General features: G+C 29.9%; 23 protein-coding genes and 1 riboswitch. Of the genes, 22 read left to right on the top strand and 1 reads right to left on the bottom strand.

Features of this window, described 5'->3' with window-relative positions:
• The first annotated feature begins 11 nt into the window (after positions 1–11).
• From ACTG45_RS12940 to saoL, 11 genes are all read left to right on the top strand, one after another.
• Positions 12–1,313 carry an L-aspartate oxidase gene (locus ACTG45_RS12940; protein WP_479919110.1) on the top strand — a complete coding sequence of 434 codons (1,302 nt, stop codon included), beginning with the start codon at positions 12–14 and terminating at the stop codon, positions 1,311–1,313.
• Positions 1,294–2,130 carry a carboxylating nicotinate-nucleotide diphosphorylase gene (nadC, locus tag ACTG45_RS12935; protein WP_479917090.1) on the top strand — a complete coding sequence of 279 codons (837 nt, stop codon included), beginning with the start codon at positions 1,294–1,296 and terminating at the stop codon, positions 2,128–2,130. Before ACTG45_RS12940 ends, nadC begins: the two co-directional genes overlap by 20 nt.
• Before the next feature lie 262 nt (positions 2,131–2,392).
• On the top strand, positions 2,393–2,725 hold the full coding sequence (gene saoD, locus ACTG45_RS12930) for a DsrE-related protein SaoD (RefSeq protein WP_021385110.1): 333 nt from the start codon (positions 2,393–2,395) through the stop codon (positions 2,723–2,725).
• Between the two features lie 88 nt (positions 2,726–2,813).
• On the top strand, positions 2,814–3,071 hold the full coding sequence (saoT, locus tag ACTG45_RS12925) for a thioredoxin-like (seleno)protein SaoT (RefSeq protein WP_243192668.1): 258 nt from the start codon (positions 2,814–2,816) through the stop codon (positions 3,069–3,071).
• A 26-nt stretch (positions 3,072–3,097) separates the two neighbouring features.
• Positions 3,098–4,183 (top strand): efflux transporter SaoE, encoded by a 1,086-nt coding sequence (saoE, locus tag ACTG45_RS12920; RefSeq protein WP_479919109.1) that lies wholly within the window; start codon positions 3,098–3,100, stop codon positions 4,181–4,183.
• Positions 4,176–4,634, top strand: coding sequence for a Cys-Cys-COOH (seleno)protein SaoC (gene saoC, locus ACTG45_RS12915; protein WP_021385152.1), 459 nt, complete (start codon positions 4,176–4,178; stop codon positions 4,632–4,634). The genes saoE and saoC overlap by 8 nt, the downstream gene beginning before the upstream one ends.
• Positions 4,635–4,668: 34 nt before the next feature.
• The gene (saoX, locus tag ACTG45_RS12910) at positions 4,669–5,760 is read left to right on the top strand and encodes an ABC transporter substrate-binding subunit SaoX (RefSeq protein WP_021385154.1); all 1,092 of its coding nucleotides are present in this window, start codon (positions 4,669–4,671) and stop codon (positions 5,758–5,760) included.
• Positions 5,761–5,773: 13 nt separating this feature from the next.
• Complete coding sequence (gene saoB / locus ACTG45_RS12905; protein ID WP_479918797.1) at positions 5,774–6,553, top strand: ABC transporter substrate-binding (seleno)protein SaoB; 780 nt, start codon at positions 5,774–5,776, stop codon at positions 6,551–6,553.
• Entirely contained in the window at positions 6,529–7,329 is an 801-nt protein-coding gene (saoP, locus tag ACTG45_RS12900; RefSeq protein ID WP_479918796.1) for an ABC transporter permease subunit SaoP, read from the top strand. Before saoB ends, saoP begins: the two co-directional genes overlap by 25 nt.
• Positions 7,329–8,081, top strand: a complete 753-nt coding sequence (saoA, locus tag ACTG45_RS12895; protein WP_021385238.1) for an ABC transporter ATP-binding protein SaoA — start codon at positions 7,329–7,331, stop codon at positions 8,079–8,081. Before saoP ends, saoA begins: the two co-directional genes overlap by 1 nt.
• Positions 8,082–8,093: 12 nt before the next feature.
• Positions 8,094–8,735 carry a MerB-like organometallic lyase SaoL gene (gene saoL, locus ACTG45_RS12890; protein WP_265113941.1) on the top strand — a complete coding sequence of 214 codons (642 nt, stop codon included), beginning with the start codon at positions 8,094–8,096 and terminating at the stop codon, positions 8,733–8,735.
• A gap of 134 nt (positions 8,736–8,869) precedes the next feature.
• Here the strand turns inward: saoL and yidA are convergent, their stop codons facing one another.
• Positions 8,870–9,691, bottom strand: coding sequence for a sugar-phosphatase (gene yidA / locus ACTG45_RS12885; protein ID WP_021385259.1), 822 nt, complete (start codon positions 9,689–9,691; stop codon positions 8,870–8,872).
• 510 nt (positions 9,692–10,201) lie between these two features.
• Here yidA and ACTG45_RS12880 point away from each other — a divergent pair.
• The 11 genes from ACTG45_RS12880 (at position 10,202) to ACTG45_RS12830 (ending at position 22,636) form a co-directional block, all read left to right on the top strand.
• Positions 10,202–11,896, top strand: coding sequence for a M3 family oligoendopeptidase (locus tag ACTG45_RS12880; protein WP_479919108.1), 1,695 nt, complete (start codon positions 10,202–10,204; stop codon positions 11,894–11,896).
• Positions 11,897–12,226: 330 nt separating this feature from the next.
• A riboswitch (glycine riboswitch) is annotated at positions 12,227–12,338 on the top strand.
• 103 nt (positions 12,339–12,441) lie between these two features.
• The gene (locus ACTG45_RS12875; RefSeq protein ID WP_021385187.1) at positions 12,442–12,813 is read left to right on the top strand and encodes a GrdX family protein; all 372 of its coding nucleotides are present in this window, start codon (positions 12,442–12,444) and stop codon (positions 12,811–12,813) included.
• Between the two features lie 95 nt (positions 12,814–12,908).
• Positions 12,909–13,856: a thioredoxin-disulfide reductase gene (gene trxB, locus ACTG45_RS12870; protein WP_021385149.1), complete on the top strand. Its 948-nt coding sequence runs from the start codon at positions 12,909–12,911 to the stop codon at positions 13,854–13,856.
• 65 nt (positions 13,857–13,921) lie between these two features.
• Positions 13,922–14,239: a thioredoxin TrxA gene (trxA, locus tag ACTG45_RS12865; RefSeq protein WP_021385220.1), complete on the top strand. Its 318-nt coding sequence runs from the start codon at positions 13,922–13,924 to the stop codon at positions 14,237–14,239.
• A gap of 273 nt (positions 14,240–14,512) precedes the next feature.
• Positions 14,513–15,799 carry a glycine/sarcosine/betaine reductase component B subunit gene (locus tag ACTG45_RS12860; RefSeq protein ID WP_021385101.1) on the top strand — a complete coding sequence of 429 codons (1,287 nt, stop codon included), beginning with the start codon at positions 14,513–14,515 and terminating at the stop codon, positions 15,797–15,799.
• A 112-nt stretch (positions 15,800–15,911) separates the two neighbouring features.
• On the top strand, positions 15,912–16,385 hold the full coding sequence (grdA, locus tag ACTG45_RS12855; protein WP_079739759.1) for a glycine/sarcosine/betaine reductase complex selenoprotein A: 474 nt from the start codon (positions 15,912–15,914) through the stop codon (positions 16,383–16,385).
• Between the two features lie 31 nt (positions 16,386–16,416).
• Positions 16,417–17,727 (top strand): glycine reductase complex selenoprotein B, encoded by a 1,311-nt coding sequence (gene grdB, locus ACTG45_RS12850; RefSeq protein WP_079747011.1) that lies wholly within the window; start codon positions 16,417–16,419, stop codon positions 17,725–17,727.
• A gap of 253 nt (positions 17,728–17,980) precedes the next feature.
• Positions 17,981–19,513 (top strand): glycine/sarcosine/betaine reductase complex component C subunit beta, encoded by a 1,533-nt coding sequence (gene grdC / locus ACTG45_RS12845; protein ID WP_021385181.1) that lies wholly within the window; start codon positions 17,981–17,983, stop codon positions 19,511–19,513.
• Positions 19,514–19,523: 10 nt separating this feature from the next.
• Complete coding sequence (gene grdD / locus ACTG45_RS12840; RefSeq protein WP_021385103.1) at positions 19,524–20,669, top strand: glycine/sarcosine/betaine reductase complex component C subunit alpha; 1,146 nt, start codon at positions 19,524–19,526, stop codon at positions 20,667–20,669.
• A gap of 569 nt (positions 20,670–21,238) precedes the next feature.
• Positions 21,239–21,541, top strand: coding sequence for an ArsR/SmtB family transcription factor (locus ACTG45_RS12835; RefSeq protein ID WP_479919107.1), 303 nt, complete (start codon positions 21,239–21,241; stop codon positions 21,539–21,541).
• A gap of 78 nt (positions 21,542–21,619) precedes the next feature.
• Complete coding sequence (locus ACTG45_RS12830; RefSeq protein WP_021385155.1) at positions 21,620–22,636, top strand: permease; 1,017 nt, start codon at positions 21,620–21,622, stop codon at positions 22,634–22,636.
• Positions 22,637–22,649 lie beyond the last annotated feature (13 nt).

Genomic DNA, 22,649 nt, shown 5'->3' with positions numbered 1-22,649 from the left:
GGGATAGACTTATGAATTTAGAACAAGATGTTTTAATAGTTGGAAGTGGTGTTTCAGGATTATATTGTGCATTAAATTTAGAAAAAAATTTAAATGTATTAGTAGTATCAAAATCTACAATTGAAAACAATAATACATATCTTGCACAAGGGGGAATTTCAACTGCTAGAAATATTGATGATATAGAGTCTTTTGTGGAAGATACAATGAAGGCTGGACAGTATAAAAATAGAGTTGAAGCAGTACAAGTTCTTGCAGATGAATCTATTGAAAATGTAGGACAAATAGTAGATTATGGCATGCCTTTAGATAGAGAAAATGGAGAGATAGATTACACAAGAGAAGGAGCTCATAGTGTAAATAGAATAGTTCATAGTAAAGATAATACTGGAGAGGTTGTTTTTAAGACTTTATTAAAGGAAGCTAAAACTAGAGAAAATATAACTCTTATAGAAGATGCATATCTTTTAGATATATTAAAAGATGGTAATAAGTGTATTGGAGCTAGACTTTTTAAGTCTCAAAAAGAGATTCATGTTTTTTCAAAAGTGGTAGTTTTAGCAACAGGTGGAATAGGTGGGCTTTTTAAAAACTCTACTAACCAAAGACACCTTACAGGTGATGGAATCGCTATAGCTTTAAGAAATGATATAAAAATAGAGAACTTAGAGTATATTCAAATACATCCAACAGCTTTCTATGAAGAGAATAGTGAAGGTAGGAGAATGCTTATATCTGAATCACTAAGAGGAGAGGGAGCTAAACTTTTAAATAAAAATAAGGAAAGATTTGTCGATGAACTTCTTCCTAGAGATGTAGTTTCAAAAGCTATTTTTGAACAAATGGAAAAAGACAATTCACCTTATGTATATTTAGATGCAACACATTTAGGTAGTGAATACTTAATTAATAGATTTTCTTTTATTTACAATGAATGTCTAGCTAGAGGAACAGATATAACTAAAGAATACATAAAAGTATCACCTGCACAGCATTACTTTATGGGCGGAATACATGTCGATTTGGACTCAAAAACATCTATGGAAAATTTATATGCAGTTGGTGAAATTAGTTGTACAGGCGTTCATGGAGCAAATAGACTGGCAAGTAACTCTTTACTTGAAGGACTTGTATTTTCAAAGAGAGCAGCCAAAAATATAAACTCAGTTATGGACAATATAAAAGTTAAATTTATAGATATACCAGATATGGACATAGATATAGAAAAGATAAAAAAAGAGAATAGAATATTAGTTATAAAAGAAATTGAAAGAACAAGTGAGGATTTTGGCGATGAATTATTTGATTATTGATAGAATGATACAGGATGCTTTAGTAGAAGATGTGCCAAGTGAAGATATAACAACTAATTCTATTGTGGATGAAAATTCTAAGTCTACTGTAGATTTAATTTGTAAGCAAGATGGTATAGTAGCTGGTTTAGGTGTATTTAAGAGAGTGTTTGAGATTCTTGGAAGTGTAGATGTAGAGTTATATAAAAATGATGGTGATAAAGTAAAAAATCGTGAAAAGATAGCTGTATTAACTGGGAATACTAGAAATTTACTTGTAGGAGAACGTGTAGCATTAAATTATTTACAGAGAATGAGTGGTATAGCTACTACTACTAGTAAATATGTTGAAAAGCTTGAAGGTACAAATACAAAGTTGTTAGATAGTAGAAAAACGATACCTAATCTTAGAATATTAGATAAATATTCTGTCAAAGTAGGTGGAGGATGTAATCATAGATTTAATTTATCTGATGGAATATTGCTTAAAGACAACCATATTGGAGCTGCTGGTGGTGTTAAAAATGCAGTTGAACTAGCTAGAAAAAACACTTCCTTTGTCAGAAAAATAGAAGTAGAAGTGGAAACATTAGATATGGTAAAAGAAGCTCTAGAAGCAAAAGCAGATATAATAATGTTGGATAATATGAGCTTAGAAATGGCAAAACAAGCTGTAGATATTATAAATGGAAGAGCCATTGTAGAATTTTCTGGAAATGTGAATTTAGATACCATAGAATCTATAGGAAAAATTGGAGTGGATGTTGTTTCTGTAGGAGCACTTACACATTCTGTCAAAGCTCTCGATATAAGTATGAAAAATCTGAGAAATATATAAATTTGATATTGATATAAATTTAATTAAGATAGACTCCCTAAATTTACTTGATAAGTTTAAGGAGTCTATTTTTTATTTATTAAAATTAATAAGAATAGAAAAATGTTAATCAATAATTTAATAAATATAGATAAATACTATATATACTTTTAATGATATAGCTATTATCTATTTTACATATAAATATAGAAGAACTTATAATATAATTGTATATGTAAAAATTTGTATAAAATTTAGGAAAAAAATGGATGGAGGAATAAAAATGAAAGTAGCATATATCTTTAATAGTACTAATGTACATAAGATTTTAGACAAAATGATAATACCACAATTAGAACAAGGAACTCATGGAGTAGATGTTCTAGGGATGTTTTTCTTTATGGATAATACATTATTCTTATCGAAAGGAAATCCAATAGGAGAAAAACTAAGTGAATTACATAAAAAAACGGATATGATAATAATGGCTTGTGACCAATGTGCTATAGAGAGAGGTATAGAGAATAACTTGGTTGATGGGGCTACGATTGGATGCTTTCCAAACTTATATGCTTGTTTAGGTAGTGCAGGTGTAGACCAAGTCATAACATTATAAAACAGTTTGGTATACAATCCATGGGAAAACTTATTTTCTGTGGATTATTTTAAGTCAAGGATAAATTGTTTGAGTAGGGGATGAACAAATGTCTAAAGTTTTAGTTGAATTTATAAATACTTGACCATCTTGTGATGAGCATGGAGTGTTTATAAAAAAAATGTCAGAAAAATATACTGATAAATTGGAAGTGAAACTGTATCAGGCAGGTAAAGATTTTTCATATGTAAAAAAATATGGAATTATAACAAAAGGAACATTAATAATAAATCAGAAAAAGAAATATGACAGATTAAATAAAGATACAATTGAAAAGGCAATAGTAGAAGCTATAAATAATAGTTAAAAGTTTAAAAATTAGGAGTAGCAAAAATGAATATATTAGAAATTGTTTTAAATGGAGTTAAAGAGACGATAGTAGCTTCTATAGTTACATTGAATGGAGCATCAGGATGGCTTATGATAAGTTTCATATTGGCAGGTATACTCCACAATGTTTTAACTCCAAGAAGGTTTCAAAAACAACTTGGAAATAAGAAATTTTCTTCTTTGATTAAAAGTACTATATCAGGAATGTTTTTACCAATATGTAGTTGTGGGGTAATACCACTTGGTATAAGCATGTATTATTCAGGAGCATATTTAGGACCAGTACTTGCTTTTATGACATCAACTCCAATAATAAACCCAATAGCTGTAGTTCTTTGTCTAGGTCTTTTAGGACCTAAAGTTACAACTATTTATCTAATATCTGGTTTTTTAGTACCATTTTTAGTAGGATTTTTGGGAAATTGTTTTGGAAAAGAAGAATTATCTTTGCATAATGATTCAGATGAAGATGTAATAGAATTAGAAGAAGAAAAAAGAAGTTTTTTAGAAAATATGATTGATGGGCTTAAGTGGTCTTTTGGAGAGTTAGCTCTTACTATTAGTAAATATGTAGTAATGGGAATGCTTTTTGCAGGTTTTATAACAACAATTTTTCCAAATAGTATAATTCAAAAATATTTGGGGAATCCAGGTTTGCTATCACTTGGAAGTATAGCAATACTTGCATGTGTTATGTATGTATGTGCAGTAGGACATATTCCATTTATAGCAGCTCTTGTTGCAAGTGGAGCATCTCCTGGGATAGCGATAACATTTCTAATAGCTGGTGCAGCTACAAATTTACCAGAGCTTATAAGTATGTTTAAACTCATTGGAAAAAGGACTGTTATTATATATTCAGTAACTTTGACATTATCCTCAATAATAATTGGATACATAACAAATTTACTTTTAGTAAACAACAATTCAGTAAATTTAGATACAACAAATTCTTCAATACAGTTGGCAAATAAACTAATGTTAAATATACCAGATAGTTTTGAATATGTATGTACAATTTTAATTATTTTATTTGCATTTAAATCAATAATACCAAAGATGAAAGATGTCATAGGGAATAATGCTTAAAAAGATAGTTATAATATCCTGTGTAGTAGTTGCATTAATAGTTTTATCAAAAATAGTGGATGATAATCTTAAAGAAGATGCCTCTATTCCAAATGTGAATAAAGAAACATTAGAGTATTTTAGAAAAAATTATAAAGAAGATATAATAACTTGTGCTGAAGAAGATTTAAATAATGATGGAGAAAAAGATTTAGTAGTTATATATAAAAAAGGTAATAATTCAAATGAAATGGTAGTGGTAGTTTCTGATAAAAACAGCCATTATATAACAAAACCAATACCAGCACCTATAGAGAATCAAACCATAACTTTTAAAAATATTGATGATAAACCACCAATAGAAGTAATAGTGTCGGGTTCTAAGAATGGTAATGTAGGGTATGCAATTTATAGGGTAGAAGGCAACAAGTTTGTTGATTTATTTGGAGAAGATATGGACAAATGTTGTTAAAAATAAAAATAATACACAAAGGTGGGAAATTTAGATGAGAGTATCTAAGAAGATTCAAGCATTAATCTTAGTTAGTGTAATGGGGGCATCTATACTAACAGGCTGTAGTAGTAAACCAAAAGAGAAAGAAGAAGCAAAAGCTGGAAAGGATGATTATACAATAACAGTAGGGTATTATAACTGTGACCATATGACTGCTGGACCAGTAGCAGAAGCAGCTGGAATATATAAGGATTTAGGTCTTAATGTAAAAACTGTCGGAAATGGTAAAGTTCCTGAAGCTATGGCAGCAGGAAAAATGGATGCTGGTTATATAGGGACAAAAGGTCTAGTGGGAGCTATACCTAAAGGTTCACCAATAACAATAGCAGCTAACAATCATACTGGAGGTTCTGAATACTTAATAGTTTCAAAAGATATAAAAGAACCCAAAGATTTAGTAGGTAAAAAAATTGCAACAGACATGAGTGATTTTTTATGGACAAGTGATTATGGGCCAGAAACAGGTCTACCAACTGACCCATCAAAATATGAAATTGTAAATATGGATTCAGACAAAGATAAATATTTAGCTCTTAAAACTGGAAAAATACAAGCTTTTACATCTTGCGACCCTTGGGGTTCTGTAGCTGAAAATGATGGTGCAGGAAAAATAATAGCATCTACTCAATATAAAGAAAAAGCTAATGGTAAAGAATATAACTGTTGTTCATTCTCATTAAACAAAAACTTTATAAAAGAACATCCAGATTTAGCAAAAAAATTGGTTTTGGCTCATACAAAAGCAATAGAATACATATATACAAATCCAGCTGAAGCTGCTAAGATATTTGCAAAATATTATAATGTAGAAGAAGAAGTTGCACTTAGAACTATTTATAAAAAGACAGTTGGAGAAGGTAGAACGCTTACTTGGAAAGTTACAGGAGAAGAATATAAAAATAATTTACAAATGTATAAAGATTTAAAAGCATTAGATGATATACCTAAATATGAAGATACAATTGATACGAGCTTATTGGATTCTTGTGGAGCAGATGATTTTGATAAATTTATAAAAGAAAAAGTTAATCCAGAGTTTCCTGAAGGTATGAGTTATGAAGATTGGAAAGCAAAGGTATTATAAATAAATGGAGAATATAAAAAATATAATAATACTTTTTATTATTATTTTGGGAAGTATATTTATAATATTTTTTAATTTTGAAGATAAAGAAGAAATAGAAGGCAAACTAAGAATAGGGGTATCTGATGATACCTCTGGTTTTGTAATAAATTATATGGTAAATAGGGACTACTTTGAAAATATAAAAGTAAGTGATATAATGGATACTTTTACAATTAATGATTGCTGAGCAAGTACAATGCAATGGGCTCTGAGTTCAGAGGAAATAGATATAGCAATCATATGTAAAGATGCAGCAAAACAGTATGTAAATGCAACTAGTGGATTTGAAATTGTTGGTACAGTAGTTCAAAATTCAGATATATTTTTATTAAGTAAGAGTAATCCCAAAAAAATTGGAATCATTCAAAATAGAAATTACCAATCAGAATTAGTGAAGAAATACTATGGAAATGTAGAAATATCTCCGTTATTAGGGACTGCATTAGCATATGGATTAGAAAGCAATCTAGTAGATGGTGTTGTAATGGACTGTATAAAATCAATCGGATTAGAAGGAATAAGAAAACCTACAACTGAATTAGGTGATTATGATACTTATGTATTAGTTGTAAGCAAAGAATTTAAAAAAAGTAAAGGATATAGTGATTTTATAAAACTTTACAATAAAAGTGTTGATGCTTTAAATAATGAAGCTACATTTAAAAAAGCACTGAAACAGTACAAGAATATAAGAAATATAGATATGGAGGAAATAAGAGATTGGAAATTAAAATTTCTAAAGATAAAATAGATAAATTAACTAAGAAAAAATCTGATAGTGGTATGGATATTTTATATAAGATAATACTCTTAGTCATTATATTTTCAGTTTGGCATTTTGCAGCGAAAGATATAGGAAGTTCTTTACTACTTCCAATGCCAGTAGATGTAATAAAAGGTTTCTTTTATTGCATAACAGATATAGAGACAGTTACTAATCTTTTTATAACATTACAGAGAGTACTTAAAGGTTTTATGTATGCACTATTGTTTGGACTTCCAATAGGATTTATCATGGGATTTTCTAAAACTTTTGAAAAAGTTTTATCTCCAGTAGTAGATTCTGTAAGACAGGTTCCTATAATGGCATGGGTGCCTCTTACTATAGTATGGTTTGGTATAGGAGATGGGCCAACAATATTTTTAATAGCTTTTTCAGGCGTTTTTCCTATAATCTTAAATACTATTCAAGGTGTAAGAGCAATATCAAAAGATTATTATAATGCGGCTAGAAGTATGGGAGCATCACCAATTGTGATATTTACAAACGTAATAGTACCAGCGTCTCTTCCTGATATATTAACTGGTTCGAGAATTGCTATAAGTACAGGATGGATGTCTGTTATCTGAGCTGAGTTTATAGCTACGAGTGCCGGTCTCGGTTACTCAATGGTACAAGCTCAAACGTTAATGCATACAGATGTATTAATTGGGCTTATGATATTTGCAGCTTTAATAGGATTTATAATAGATAGAGTATTAAAGTTTGTAAATAAAATCCTTTGTAGATGGAGGTTTGCAGATTAATGAAGTTAAGCGTAAGAGATATAAATAAAACATTTGTAAATAATAAAGTACATACAAAGGTTTTAGAAGATATAAGCATAGATATAGAAAATGGTCAATTTGTTTGCCTTTTAGGGCCATCAGGATGTGGAAAGACTACTTTACTTACTATAATAGGAGGATTTCAAAAATCAGAAAGTGGAGATGTTTTTATAAATGATAAAAAAGTTAAAAAACCAGGTATAGATAGAGCTTTTATATTCCAAAATTACGCTTTATTTCCTTGGAAAACTATAAGAGGAAATGTTCTATTTCCTATGAAACAGCAGAAAATACAAAAGGAAAAAAGAGAAGAAATGTTAGAAGAACTCTTGGTGATGTCAGATTTAAAAGGAAAAGAAAAGTTATTTCCTCATCAATTATCAGGCGGAATGAAACAAAGAGTAGCTATGATAAGAGCCTTAGCATGCAATCCAGAAGTATTGTTAATGGATGAACCACTGGGAGCTGTTGACTTTCAAATGAGACAAAACTTACAAGAAGAGTTAGAAAGGATATGGATAAAAAAGAAAATAACTGCATTAATGGTAACTCATGATGTTGACGAAGCTGTATATATGAGTGATAGAGTTATAGTAATGTCAAGGGATAAAGGTAGAGTTATTGATGATATAAATATAGATATTCCAAGACCTAGAGTTAGAGGAAGCAAAAAATATGAAGAATATAAGACTAGATTAACTGATACTTTATCGAAGTGTTATGAGGTTTAAAGAGGAGTAGATATGAGTCAAATAGAAAAATACAATAGTTTGGATAATGTACAACAAAAAATAAGACTATCCATTATGGATGTGATAATAGATAAAGGTTCTAGTGCTACACTTAAAGAAGTGACTGAATGTATAAGTAATAATTTGAAATTAGAAAAAGAATATATAGAAAATACACTACAATATTTTATTGAGAAAAATATAATAGTTGTTGATGGAGATAGTATAAATTTTATATATCCTGTATCAGCATTACCAACTAATCATAAAGTAACTTTGAGCGATGGTAGAAGTTTCAGTGCAATGTGTGCAATAGATGCTATAGGAACTTCTTGTACATTTAATCAAGATGTAAGAATAAATTCTATGTGTAGTGTTACAGGTAAAGAAATAGAAATATTTATAAAAAACGAAAAAATTGAATATGTGAATAATCCACATTTAAGAGTGCTTCATATAAATCTTGATAAATATTCAAATTGGGCGGCAAGTTGCTGAAATATAATGAATTTCTTCTGGACGAAGAATGATTTTGATGCTTGGACAAAAGAAGCAGGATTATCGGATGATGAAGATGTATATTGCTTAGATATTAATGAAGCAATAGTAGAATCATATAAAATATTTAAACTTAAACAAAAAGTATTATTATAAATATAGATGAAAAACTAAAAATAACCTTTAACTAAAAATTTTAGACCATACTATCACTAGATACTTTTAGTATCAAGTATGTATATTAAATAGAATTTAAAGCTAAAGAGTTATTTTTAGTTTTTTTTATATATCTAAATAGCTCTATTAAGTATATATTTATTTATAACCTTTGCAACTCCATTTTCATTGTTAGTATCTGTAACATAATCAGCAATTTCTTTTATACTGTTACGTGCATTTCCCATAGCTACACCAAGACCTGCATACTTTATCATATGTTGGTCATTTTCTTCATCACCAACAGCAATAGCTTTTTCTATAGGAATATCTAAATTAGTACACAATGTCTTAAGGGCAGTTCCTTTGTTAGTGGTCTTACCTAAAAACTCTAGGTAAAAAGGAGCAGACCTTACTATAGTATATTTATTGAATAAATTTTTAGGTAGTTGTTGTATAATTTCTTCTAATCTTTCTGGTTCATCAACTATCATAATTTTGCAGATTTTAATAGATTCATCAATTTTATCTTTTTGTATATATTTAACGTCTATATCATTTAATTTCGCTTCATGAAGTGTATATTTGCCAGGGATTTCGTTTGGTGTAATTAAATTTGTCATTGTATTTATGTGTATTTTGGTATTATATTTTTTACAAACGTTATTATATATAAAATCAAAGTCATCTAAAGTCATCTCTACATCATGTATAATTTTTTCACTTTTAACTTCTTGAATAATGGCTCCATTAAAACATATAACATAATCACCTTCATCCGTTAAGTTTAATTGATTTAGAAGTCCTTTGACACCAGGAAGAGGTCTGCCCGTTGTTATAACAACTTTGGCTCCAGCCTTTTTTGCTTCTTGAATAGATTCAAAGACTTCAGGAGTAATCCTTTTTTGCGTGTTTAATATTGTTCCATCAATATCTAATGCGATTAATTTGTACATATCAGCCTCCAGTAAATTATATACTCAATTTTCCTGTGAAAACGTTGACACAACTAGTGTTGAACAAAATTTCAGTGGAAAATATGATTAGTTTTGTATACTATTATACCAAGAGATAAGCAATTTAGAAAGTTTAATAATATTAATTTTTGATAAAAATATCATCTATATAATATGTGTATTTAAAAAGTAGATTTTTAATTGTTTTATAAGTATTAATTATAAAAATGCTATCGTTTGCATTTTAGTATAGATACTAAGCTTTTATATAAGAGGGCAGTTTTTATATGAATGTTTTTCTAATAATTTATGTAGTAGTCAGTTTTATACCACAAAACATTGTAATTATATTAATCATATGTTATTATTCAACATGATTACAATGTAAAGAAGATTTAATATATATAATAATTTATAAGTTGGCACTAGATAGTATATAAAAATATGTATATCAAAGATATAAAAGTATGATATAAAGATATGAAATAAAGTTGTAAAGGAGTGTTTTAAATGAAGTTTTCACAATTTAAGTATGAAAGACCCAATTATGATAGTATAAAAAAAGAATTTTTGGAGTGCGTAGAAGATATAAAAAAATCCTGTAACTATGAAGAACAGCAAGAAAATATACATAAGATTAATTTATTGAGAAATAAAATAGAAACGTTGTCAAATATAGCATCAATAAGATACAGTATAGATACACTTAATAAATTCTATCAAGAGGAAAAAAATTACTGGGATGAATATCTGCCTTTGTATGAAGAATTAAATTCTTATTTTTATGATGCTGTAATAAATTCAAAGTTTAAATGTGATTTGATAAAAAAATTTGGGGAACAATTTTTCACAATAATAGACTATTCTCTAAAAAGTTTTTCTAAAGATATAATAAGTGAATTGCAAGAAGAAAATAAATTGTGCTCGGAGTATACTAAACTTTTAGCATCAGCACAAATAATGTTCGATGGAGAAGAAAGAAATTTATCTGGTATGGGAAAGTTTATGTATTCTAATTGTAGAAATACAAGAGAATTAGCCAACAAAGCGTATTATAATTTTTTTGAAGAAAACGAATCAAAATTTGATGACATATTTGATAAACTAGTCAAACTTAGAGATAAGATATCTAAAAAATTAGGCTTTGAAGATTTTGTAGAGCTTGGATATATTAGAATGATGAGAAGTGACTATAGAGAAGATATGGTAGAAAACGTTAGAAAGCAAGTATTAAAATATGTTGTTCCAATGGCTAATGAGCTTTATGAAAAACAGGTTAAAAGACTTGGTTTAGAAAACTTAAGCTACATAGATGAAGACGTGGAATTTTTAACAGGAAATGCAAGTTTAAAAGGCGATTCAAAATACATAATTCAGAATGGGCAAAGGATGTATAGTGAGCTTTCAAAAGAAACAGATGAATTTTTTAATTTTATGCTAGAAAATGAACTTATGGATTTAGAAACAAAGAAAGGTAAAGGAGCTGGAGGTTATTGTACCTACATACCAGATTACAAGTCGCCATTCATTTTTTCTAACTTTAATCAAACTTCTGATGACATAGATGTATTAACACATGAAGCAGGACATGCGTTCCAGTTATACATGTCTAGATGGATTGATATGCCAGAGATTAATTTTCCCACACTTGACAGTTGTGAAATTCATTCAATGAGTATGGAATTTATAACATGGCCATGGATGAATCTGTTTTTTAAAGAAGATACAGATAAATATAAATTTACTCACTTGTCGACAGCAGTCAAATTTATACCTTATGGAATAATTGTTGATGAATTTCAGCATTATGTTTATAAAAATCCTAATGAGGATAAGGCAAAAAGAAAAGAAAAATGGAGATATTTAGAGAAAAAATATTTACCTCATAGAAACTATGATAATAATTCTTTTTTAGAGCGAGGTTGTTGGTGGTTTAAGCAAGGTCATATATTTAAAAATCCATTTTATTACATAGACTATGTACTAGCTCAAGTTTGTGCATTACAATTTTGGAAAAAAATGATTCAAGATAGAGATGCAGGATGGCAAGATTATATAAATATTTGTAAAGTTGGAGGGACAAAATCATTTTTAGGTATTGTAAGTATGGGAAATTTATATTCACCATTTGATAATGACTGTATTAAGTCTATCATGGGTGATGTTAAATCTTGGTTTGATGAAGTAAATGATAGCAAATTATAAAAAATTATGAGAATTTCAGTGGGTAAAAGTAAAAAATTAAAAAATATGTAAAAATCAAAGATTTGCTGTGAAAATAGTTATATTTTTAATCAGTTTGAGAAAGTAAACCAAAAAAGGTTTGTACTTAAAAAAAAAAGAAAATACAGGAAATATGTAATATCAACACTTGGAAAAAAAAGTAAAAATGTATACAAAATACATATAAAAAAACTATTGCAAATTTTATAGAATGTTTATATACTTAAGTCAACAGAGATAGAAAAAAGCTATTTATAGAAAACAAAGGATAAATTGCTTAATTTTCAATTTTCTGATAACTTAATAATCCGGATGAAGAGTATGGGAGACTGCTTTATAAAAAAGCGACCGAAGGGACAAATTTAATCCTATTTACCCAAAAGATTAGATGAAATTCTCAGGTAAAAATGACTGTACTTGGACGGGGCTCTGAAAATGATTTTAACAGGGAAGACAAATTGGGAGATTTGTTTTTCCTGTTTTTTATTTATCAAGTAATAAATAAAAGATTGAAAGAGAGTAAAAAAATGATAATAATTACAAATAATCCGAAAGTAAGAGAAGAAGTTCAAGAAAGAGAAGTTTTGTTTAAAGACACAACTTATATTGGTATCTTAGAAGCAAGTAGAGATTTGATACATGAAGGATATGAACTTTTATCTCATCCACTCTATGGGAGTGTAAAACCAAATGAAACACCTTATAGAACTGTTATACTAAAGAGAGGAAATCGTTTGGATATAAACTCTTTAACCTTAATTGAAGAAGCAATCATCACTGCAAGTAAATTTCAGAATAATAAAAAGACTCCAAAATGGACAGAAAGTGTTCAAGACGACTTTAGGGTAATTGATTATGATATATTTTATAATACAATACAAAGAATGCAGTATGAATAAAAAAAATTGTTAAAAAATTATTAAAGCAGCCTAAATATTAAATCTAATTTAATATTAAATAAAATGAGAAATCTAATTGGGGAGGATAAGTCAAAATGGAAAATGTGTATGACTTAGTAATAATTGGTTCAGGACCAGCAGGGCTTGCAGCAGGGCTTTATGGGGCAAGAGCAAAGTTGAATACTCTAATCCTAGAAAAAGACAAAACTGGTGGGCAAATTGTAATAACACATGAAATTGCAAATTATCCAGGGTCAGTTCCAAATGCAACAGGACCAAGTCTAATAGCTAGAATGGTTGAACAATGTAAAGAGTTTGGAGCAGAAATTCTAAGAGATAACATTGTAGATACTGAGCTAGATGGAGATATAAAAGTTTTAAAAGGTCAAAAAGCAGAATATAGAGCTAAAGCAGTAATAATAGGAACAGGAGCAACTCCAAGAAAAATTGGTTGCCCAGGGGAAAAAGAACTTACTGGTAAAGGTGTTTCATATTGTGCAACTTGTGATGCAGACTTCTTTGAAGATTTTGAGGTATTTGTTGTAGGTGGAGGAGATAGTGCATTAGAAGAAGCAATGTATTTAACTAAATTTGCTAGAAAAGTAACAATTGTACATAGAAGACAAGGATTTAGATGTGCTAAGAGTGTTGAAGAAAAAGCAAAAGCGAATCCAAAGATAGAGTTCTTATTAGATACAGTAATAGAAGAAATCAAAGGTGATGGAATACTGGAGTCAGTTGTATTTAAAAATAAGATTACTGGAGAAACTCATGAATACTTTGCAGATGAAGAAGATGGAACAATGGGAGTATTTGTTTTCGTTGGATTAGATGCTCAAACTGATTTATTCAAAGGTAAAGTTGATATGGATGAAAAAGGTTATATAATAACTGATGAAGACATGAAAACTAACATACCAGGTGTATTTGCAGCAGGAGATTGTAGATCTAAAACTCTAAGACAGGTTGTAACTGCAACTAACGATGGAGCAATTGCATCTATAGTAGCTGAGAAATATATTGATGAAAAGTTTGGAAACTAAAAATCTGTAAATTAAATTTAATTAATATGTAAAATAAAATAAAAATTTCAAGGGGGAAAAATAAAATGTTAGATTTAGATAAGGCTACATTTGAAGAAGAAGTTTTAAACGCAGAAGGTTTTGTATTTGTTGATTTCTGGAGTGAAGGTTGTGAACCTTGTAAAGCATTAATGCCAGATGTTCATAAACTAGCTGAAACTTATGGGGATAAAATAAAATTCTGTAAGATGGATACAACAAAAGCTAGAAGATTAGCTATAAAACAAAAAGTATTAGGTCTTCCAACTATGGCTATATACAAAGATGGGGAAAAAGTAGACGAAGTTACTAAAGATGATGCTACAGTTCCTAATATAGAAGACATGATTAAAAAATATCTTTAAGATATTGCCAAAATATTAACAACAAAATAAAAATATATTTTAGTCTAAAGATAAAATAAAAAAAGGTTTTTTATATCTATGTTTGTTAAAAAAATAATTTTAAATAAAATAATTTTTTTACAGTAAATATTTTTAATAGTATAACAAATAGTTAAGACATAAAAATACTATACTATAAAAATATCTTTAAGATTTAAGATAAGTTATAAAATGATATAATTTTGAGAAAAACTCAAATGCATATACACAAATTAAATAACAGGAGGTGCAAGTATGCGTCTTGAATTAGGGAAAATCTTTATAAAAGATATTCAATTTGGTGATGTAACAGAAGTAAAAGATGGAGTATTATTCATCAATAAGCAAGAGATGCTACAAGAGATTGGTGGAGATGAGCATATAAAATCTATAGATATAGAATTAGCTCGTCCAGGTGAAAGCGTAAGAATAACACCTGTAAAAGATGTTATTGAGCCAAGAGTAAAAGTTGAAGGTAATGGGGGAATATTCCCAGGTATAATGTCTAAAGTTGACACTGTAGGAGAAGGAAAAACTCATGCTTTAAAAGGTGTAGCTGTTGTAACTACTGGAAAAATAGTAGGTTTCCAAGAAGGTATAGTAGACATGACTGGAGAAGGAGCTAAATACACTCCATTTTCTAAATTAAATAATGTTGTAGTAATAGCTGAACCTATTGATGGTTTAAAACAATACGCTCATGAAAAAGCTGTTAGAATGATAGGATTTAAAGCAGCAATGTATTTAGGAGAAGCAGCAAGAAATCTTACTCCAGATGAAGTTTCAGTATATGAAACTAAACCTCTTCTTGAGTCAATAAAAGAATATCCAGAACTTCCAAAAGTAGGATATGTTTACATGCTTCAAACTCAAGGATTATTACATGATACTTATGTATATGGAGTGGATGCAAAACAAATAGTACCAACTTTATTATATCCAACAGAATTAATGGACGGAGCAATTGTAAGTGGTAACTGTGTTTCTGCATGTGACAAAAACCCAAGTTATGTTCATATAAACAATGGAGTTGTTGAAGACTTATATGCAAGACATGGTAAAGATATAAACTTTGTAGGTGTAATTATAACTAATGAAAATGTTTACCTAGCAGACAAAGAAAGATCTTCAAACTGGACTTCTAAATTATGTAAGTACTTAGGATTAGATGCAGTTATAGTTTCACAAGAAGGTTTTGGAAATCCAGATACTGACCTTATAATGAACTGTAAGAAGATAGAAATGCAAGGTGTAAAAACTGTTATAGTTACAGATGAATATGCTGGACGTGATGGAGGTTCTCAATCACTTGCAGATGCAGATGAAAGAGCTGATGCTGTTGTAACAGGTGGAAATGCTAACCAAGTTGTAGTACTTCCTAAATTAGATAAAGTAATTGGTCATTTAGAAGTAGTAGATGTAATAGCTGGTGGTTCTGATGGAAGCTTAAAGGCTGATGGAACTATTGAAGTTGAAATACAAGCTATAACAGGTGCAACTAATGAAACAGGATTTGGTCATTTAACTGCTAAAGGATATTAAGAAGTATCTTATTAAACGATTGAGTAATGTTAATTAAACATATTATAGATAAATTATAATAAATGTTATAGATATAAAAAAATATATTACAAATATAATAAGGAGGATTATTATGAGTTTACTTAGTAATAAAAAGGTTCTTATAATAGGTGACCGTGATGGTATACCAGGACCTGCGATAGAAGAATGTGTAAAAACAGTAGAAGGAGCAGAGGTTGTTTTCTCATCTACAGAATGCTTTGTCTGAACTGCTGCTGGGGCTATGGACTTAGAAAATCAAAACAGAGTTAAAGAAGCTGCTGATAAATTCGGAGCTGAAAATGTTGTGATTTTACTAGGTGCTGCTGAAGCCGAAGCTGCAGGTCTTGCAGCCGAAACAGTAACTGCTGGGGATCCAACTTTCGCTGGACCACTTGCTGGAGTTGCTTTAGGATTAAGCGTTTACCATGTTGTAGAGGAACCAATGAAAGCTTTATTTGATGAAACTGTATATGAAGATCAAATAAGTATGATGGAAATGGTTTTAGAAGTTGAAGAAATAGAAGAAGAAATGTCTGGTATAAGAGAAGAATTTTGTAAATTTTAATGCCTAAAAGCAAAAGGGGTGAAACTAAGAGATGGGAAAACTAAAAGCGGTACATTATATTAATCAGTTCTTTGCTGGTATAGGTGGAGAAGAAAAAGCTGATACTAAGCCACATGTGGCAGAAACTTTACCTCCAATAAGTTTACAACTTGATAAATTATTAGGTGAAGATATTGAAATAGTTGGAACAGTAGTATGTGGAGATAGCTACTTCAATGAAAATATAGACAGTGCAAGTGAAGAAGTTTTAGGAATGATAAAAGGTTTTGAACCACAACTTTTCATAGCTGGTCCTGCATTTAATGCTGGTAGATATGGAGTTGCTGCTGGAACAATAACTAAAGTTGTAAAAGATGCTTTAAATATACCAGCCCTAACAGGTATGTATATTGAAAATCCAGGTGCAGATATGTTCAAAAAAGATGTTTATGTAGTAGAAACTTCTGATTCTGCAGCAGGTATGAGAAAAGCACTTCCTAAAATAGCAAAACTTGCAGTAAAACTTGCTAATGGAGAAGAAATTGGAACTCCTAAAGATGAAGGATACATAGCTAGAGGAATAAGAGTTAACTACTTCCATGAAGACAGAGGTTCTAAGAGAGCTGTTGACATGTTAGTTAAGAAAATAAAAGGTGAACCATTTGAAACTGAATACCCAATGCCAAACTTTGATAGAGTTGACCCAAGCAACGCTGTAAAAGATTTATCAAAATGCAAAATAGCTTTAGTTACTTCTGGTGGTATAGTTCCAAAAGGAAATCCAGATAGAATAGAGTCTTCTTCAGCTTCTAAATATGGAACTTATTCTATAGCAGGAGTTATGGACTTAACAGAAGAGACTTATGAAACTGCACATGGTGGATATGACCCAGTGTATGCAAATTTAGATGCAGATAGAGTATTACCTGTTGATGTTCTTAGAGATTTAGAAAAAGAAGGTGTAATTGGAAAATTACATGAAACTTTCTATACAACTGTAGGTAACGGTACATCTGTTGCAAACTCTAAAAAATATGCTTCTGAAATTGGAGCAGCATTAGTGGCTGATGGTGTAGATGCAGTAATATTAACTTCTACATGAGGTACTTGTACTCGTTGCGGTGCAACGATGGTAAAAGAAATAGAAAAAACTGGACTTCCAGTAGTTCATATGTGTACAGTAGTACCTATTTCATTAACAGTAGGGGCTAATAGAATAGTTCCAACTATAGCAATACCTCATCCACTTGGAAATCCAGCGCTTGACCCTACAGAAGAAAAAGCCTTAAGAAGAGGCCTTGTAGAAAAAGCATTAAACTCTTTAACTACAGAAGTAGATGGTCAAACAGTATTTGAAAAATAAAAATAACACACACATATATTATATAGATAAAAATATAAACACACACTAAAAATAAAAAATAACTATACACAAAAAAATAATATAGATTTCATGAATGGGTAAATTGGAGTTATTCATTCATGAAATCTTAAAAAATGCCAAAATACATAAACAATAATAGAATCAAATATACAACAAAACAAAAATAACAACAATTAGAGTCTTTAATTAAATTAAAAAATAAGTGTTCATAAAATTTATGGAGGTGCACAAAATGACTTATCCAGTTTTAAAAGGGGCAGGCTATGTACTTATTCATACTCCAGATATGATAGTGCAAAATGGAAGTACTTGTACAGTTGAAAGAGCAACAAATCCAGATTCAGAATTTTTAAAGGAAGTAAGCAATCATATAAGAAGTTATGAAGATGTAGTTAACTACATGCCAAATCAAGTTTATATAGGAAATAGAAGACCAGAGGAATTAAGAGATTTACCAATGCCATGGTGTGAACAAAAGATTGAGGGAAATAGAAATGGTAAGTTTGGAGAAATAATGCCTCAAGATGAGTTCATAGCTTTAATGCAAATAAGTGATGCATTTGATTTGGTAAAATTATCACAAGAATTTATTGATGAAGTAAAACCAAAAATCGAAAATAACTACCCTGAAATTGCTCCATTTGTAGGTAAATTAAAGGGTGATGATATAGAAGAAGGTAAAGAATTAGTAGCAACACACATAGCAGAAGGATTATACCATAATGGGAAATTCATTGGTTATGTAAAAAGAGCACATGATGTAGATGTTAACTTAAATGCCCATACAATGTTTGAAAATCTAGTAGTAAAAGCATCTGGAGTTTTATCTGCTATTCAAATGCTAAGACATAGCAAAATAGACCCTGCTGAAATAGATTATGTTATTGAGTGTTCAGAAGAAGCTTGTGGAGATATAAACCAAAGAGGTGGAGGAAACTTTGCTAAATCAATAGCTGAGATAGCAGGACTTCAAAATGCAACTGGTTCTGATACAAGAGGATTCTGTGCAGCACCAACACATGCATTAATTCAAGCTGCAGCTCTAGTAAAAGCTGGAATACACAAAAACGTAATGGTAGTAGCAGGTGGAGCAAGTGCTAAACTTGGAATGAATGCTAAGGACCATGTTAAAAAAGGACTTCCTGTACTTGAAGATGTTGTTGGAGGATTTGCAGTACTTGTATCTGAAAATGATGGTGTAAACCCAGTTATAAGAACTGATTTAACAGGTAAGCATACTGTTGGAACTGGTTCTTCACCTCAAGCAGTTATGACAGCACTTATAACTTCAGGTCTTGATAGAGCTAATTTAAAAATAACAGATGTTGATGTATACTCTGTTGAAATGCAAAACCCAGATATAACTAAGCCAGCAGGAGCAGGAGATGTTCCAGAAGCAAACTACAAAATGATAGGAGCACTTGCTGTTAAGCGTGGAGACTTAGAAAAGAAAGAGTTAAAAGACTTTGTTTCTAATAAAGGATTACCAGGATGGGCACCAACTCAAGGACATATACCATCAGGAGCTCCTTATATAGGATTTTTAATAGATGATTTAACTACAGGAGATAGAAATAGAGCTATGATAGTTGGAAAAGGTAGTTTATTCTTAGGAAGAATGACTAACTTATTTGATGGAGTATCTTTTATAGCTGAAAGAAATACAGGTGTTACTGAAGAGACTTCAGGAATATCTAAGGATGAGATTAAGAAGATAATAGCTGAATCTATGAAAAAACTAGCACTAGACATGTTAGAAGAATAGGGGTGAGGATATGTCAAAAAAAGTAATCGCAGATGTATTCTTAGAAGTAGCTAATGCAATAGAAAGCGGCGAATTTGGCAAAAAAGTAAAAATTGGTGTGACTACACTTGGAAGTGAACATGGTGTAGAGAACATGGTTAATGGTGCACAATTAGCAAAATCTAATTTATTTGATATAGTACTTATTGGACCAAAAGTAGAAACTGACCTTGAAGTAGTTGAAGTTAATGATGAAAAAGAAATGCATGTAAAAATGGAAGAATTATTAGATTCAGGATACATTGATGCTTGTGTTACTATGCATTATAATTTTCCAATAGGTGTATCTACAGTAGGTAGAGTTATAACTCCAGCTAAAGGAAAAGAAATGATACTTGCAACTACAACAGGAACAAGTGCTACTAATAGAATAGAAGCAATGGTGAGAAATGCCATTTATGGTATCGCTACAGCCAAATCAATGGGTAATAAATGCCCAAAAGTTGGAATACTTAATGTAGATGGGGCAAGACAAGTTGAGAAATGTTTAAAAGAATTAAAAGATAATGGATATGACATGGAATTTGCTGATTCAATTAGAGCAGATGGTGGGTGTGTAATGAGAGGTAATGATTTACTTGTAGGTGCTCCTGATGTTATGGTTACTGATACATTATCTGGAAATATATTTATGAAAGTATTTTCTTCATATACTACAGGTGGAGATTATGAAGCTCAAGGTTTTGGATATGGTCCTGGGGTTGGAGAAGACTATGATAGAAGAGTCCTTATAGTATCAAGAGCATCAGGTTCTCCAGTAGTAGCAAATGCACTAAAATACGCTTATGATGTTGTAAAGGGCGATATAAGTAATGTTGCAAGAAATGAATTTGCAAAAGTTAAAAAAGCAAAATTTGATGATATTATAGCTTCTCTTACTAAAAAAGAAGTTAAAGCTGAAAAAGTAGAAATTAAAATGCCAGATAAAGAGATTGTTACTCGTCAAATAGCTGGTGTTGACATAATGGACTTAGAAGATGCAGTATCTGAGTTGTGGAAAAATGGAATCTATGCTGAAAGTGGTATGGGTTGTACAGGTCCAATAGTTTTAGTAAATGAAGCTAAAGGTGATTTAGCAGTTGAAACTTTAATTAAAGCTGGATATACTGCAAAATAGGTAGGAGTATATTAAAAGATGTGACTTTCCAATTGATGAGTTTGGAAATGTTTATGTGTACTCTTTAAATATAAATTTATTTTTTAAGTGATAATTAAGTATTTACAAGGTTATGGTTTTGAAAATCATAACCTTATTTTTGTATTTTTTCTAAGAAAGATATATCTATTCTTAAATTACTTTTACAAAACCCTAAGATGTCTTTTTCTGATAAATTATTTAATTTAAATACAGTTGTAAATCTAGTTTCATTAAAAGGAATATTTAAATTATCCTTAATTTCTGTTTCTAATTTTTATCTACCTTTCTATTCCTCCATTTCTAATTACTTTTTTCTCATTTAAATAGTTCTATAAAAAAGTAATTAGAATTTAGACTATAAAAGAATATCTTGTTGTAGAGGATATTAATTAAGATTTATGTCTAAAGGAAAATTATTTAAGTATAGAGCATTTAGTCAAAAAAATAATCAATAAATCATATCAAAAAAAATTGATGTGACTGTTGACAAAGTAAGATTAGTATAGTACGATAAACACATCAAAAAAAATTGATATGAGAGGTGAAAAATGATGATTAACTATAAAAATGATGCAAAAATATTTAAAGCCCTTTGTGATGAAAAAAGGCTTTTAATTCTCGAACTTTTAAGGAGTGGCGAAAAATGTGCTTGTGTTTTAATTGATAAAATGAATATTGGTCAATCTGCACTATCTTATCACATGAAAATATTGTGTGAATCTGGCATAGTATCATCAAGACAAGATGGAAAATGGACACATTATAGCCTTAGTAAAAAGGGCAGTGAATATGCTAGTAAGCGTTTATTAGAAATCACAACACCTAATACAGATACAGAATCTTGCAAATAAAAGTCATCTACAGATGGCTTTTATTAAAAAAAACATATCAAATAAAATTGATATGAAAAATAGAATGGAGGAATTGTTTTGGAAATATTACAAATAGGCATACTGTTTTTTCAAGACCAAATTCTTGGCATGAAATGGCTAAATAGTTTTATTGGCAACACATTATCATTTTTAGGATTAGATAATACTACACGACTAGGTGGTAGTGTTCAATTCTTTTTTTATGATGTTATAAAAATCACTATACTATTATGTATTTTGATTTTTATTATATCTTATATACAAAGTTATTTTCCACCAGAAAGAAGCAAGAAAATTTTAGGTCGCTTTCATGGTATTGGAGCAAATATTGTTTCTGCGTTATTAGGGACAGTAACTCCATTTTGTTCCTGTTCTTCTATACCACTTTTTATAGGTTTTACAAGTGCAGGGCTTCCTTTAGGAGTTACTTTTTCTTTCTTGATTTCATCTCCTATGGTAGATTTGGGAAGTCTTGTACTCCTTATGAGTATATTTGGTGCAAAAGTTGCAATTGTTTATGTAATAGTTGGACTATTAATTGCAGTTATTGGTGGTACTATTATCGAAAAATTGCACATGGAAAAATATGTTGAAGACTTTATACAAAATGCAAGTCATGTAGATATTGATTCACCATCTTTGACACGAAAAGATAGAGTTCAATATGCGAAAGAACAAGTTAGTGAAACATTTAAAAAAGTATTCCCTTATATTTTAGTAGGGGTAGGAATTGGTGCTATAATTCACAACTGGATTCCAGAAACTTGGATAGAAACAATTCTAGGTAGTGACAATCCGTTTGGTGTTATTTTAGCAACATTGGTTGGTATTCCTATGTATGCAGATATTTTTGGAACAATACCTGTTGCAGAAGCATTGCTAATCAAGGGTGCACAATTAGGAACTGTACTTGCATTTATGATGGCTGTAACAACATTAAGTTTACCATCTATGATTATGCTTAAAAAAGCTGTAAAACCAAAACTACTTGCCTTATTTATAGCTATCTGTACAATTGGTATTATCGCTGTTGGTTATATGTTTAATGTTTTGCATACATTCTTAATATTATAAAAACTAGGAGGAA

The organism is Clostridioides sp. LIBA-7602 (genome assembly GCF_056688945.1).
This window is presented reverse-complemented; position numbering and strand designations above follow the sequence as displayed.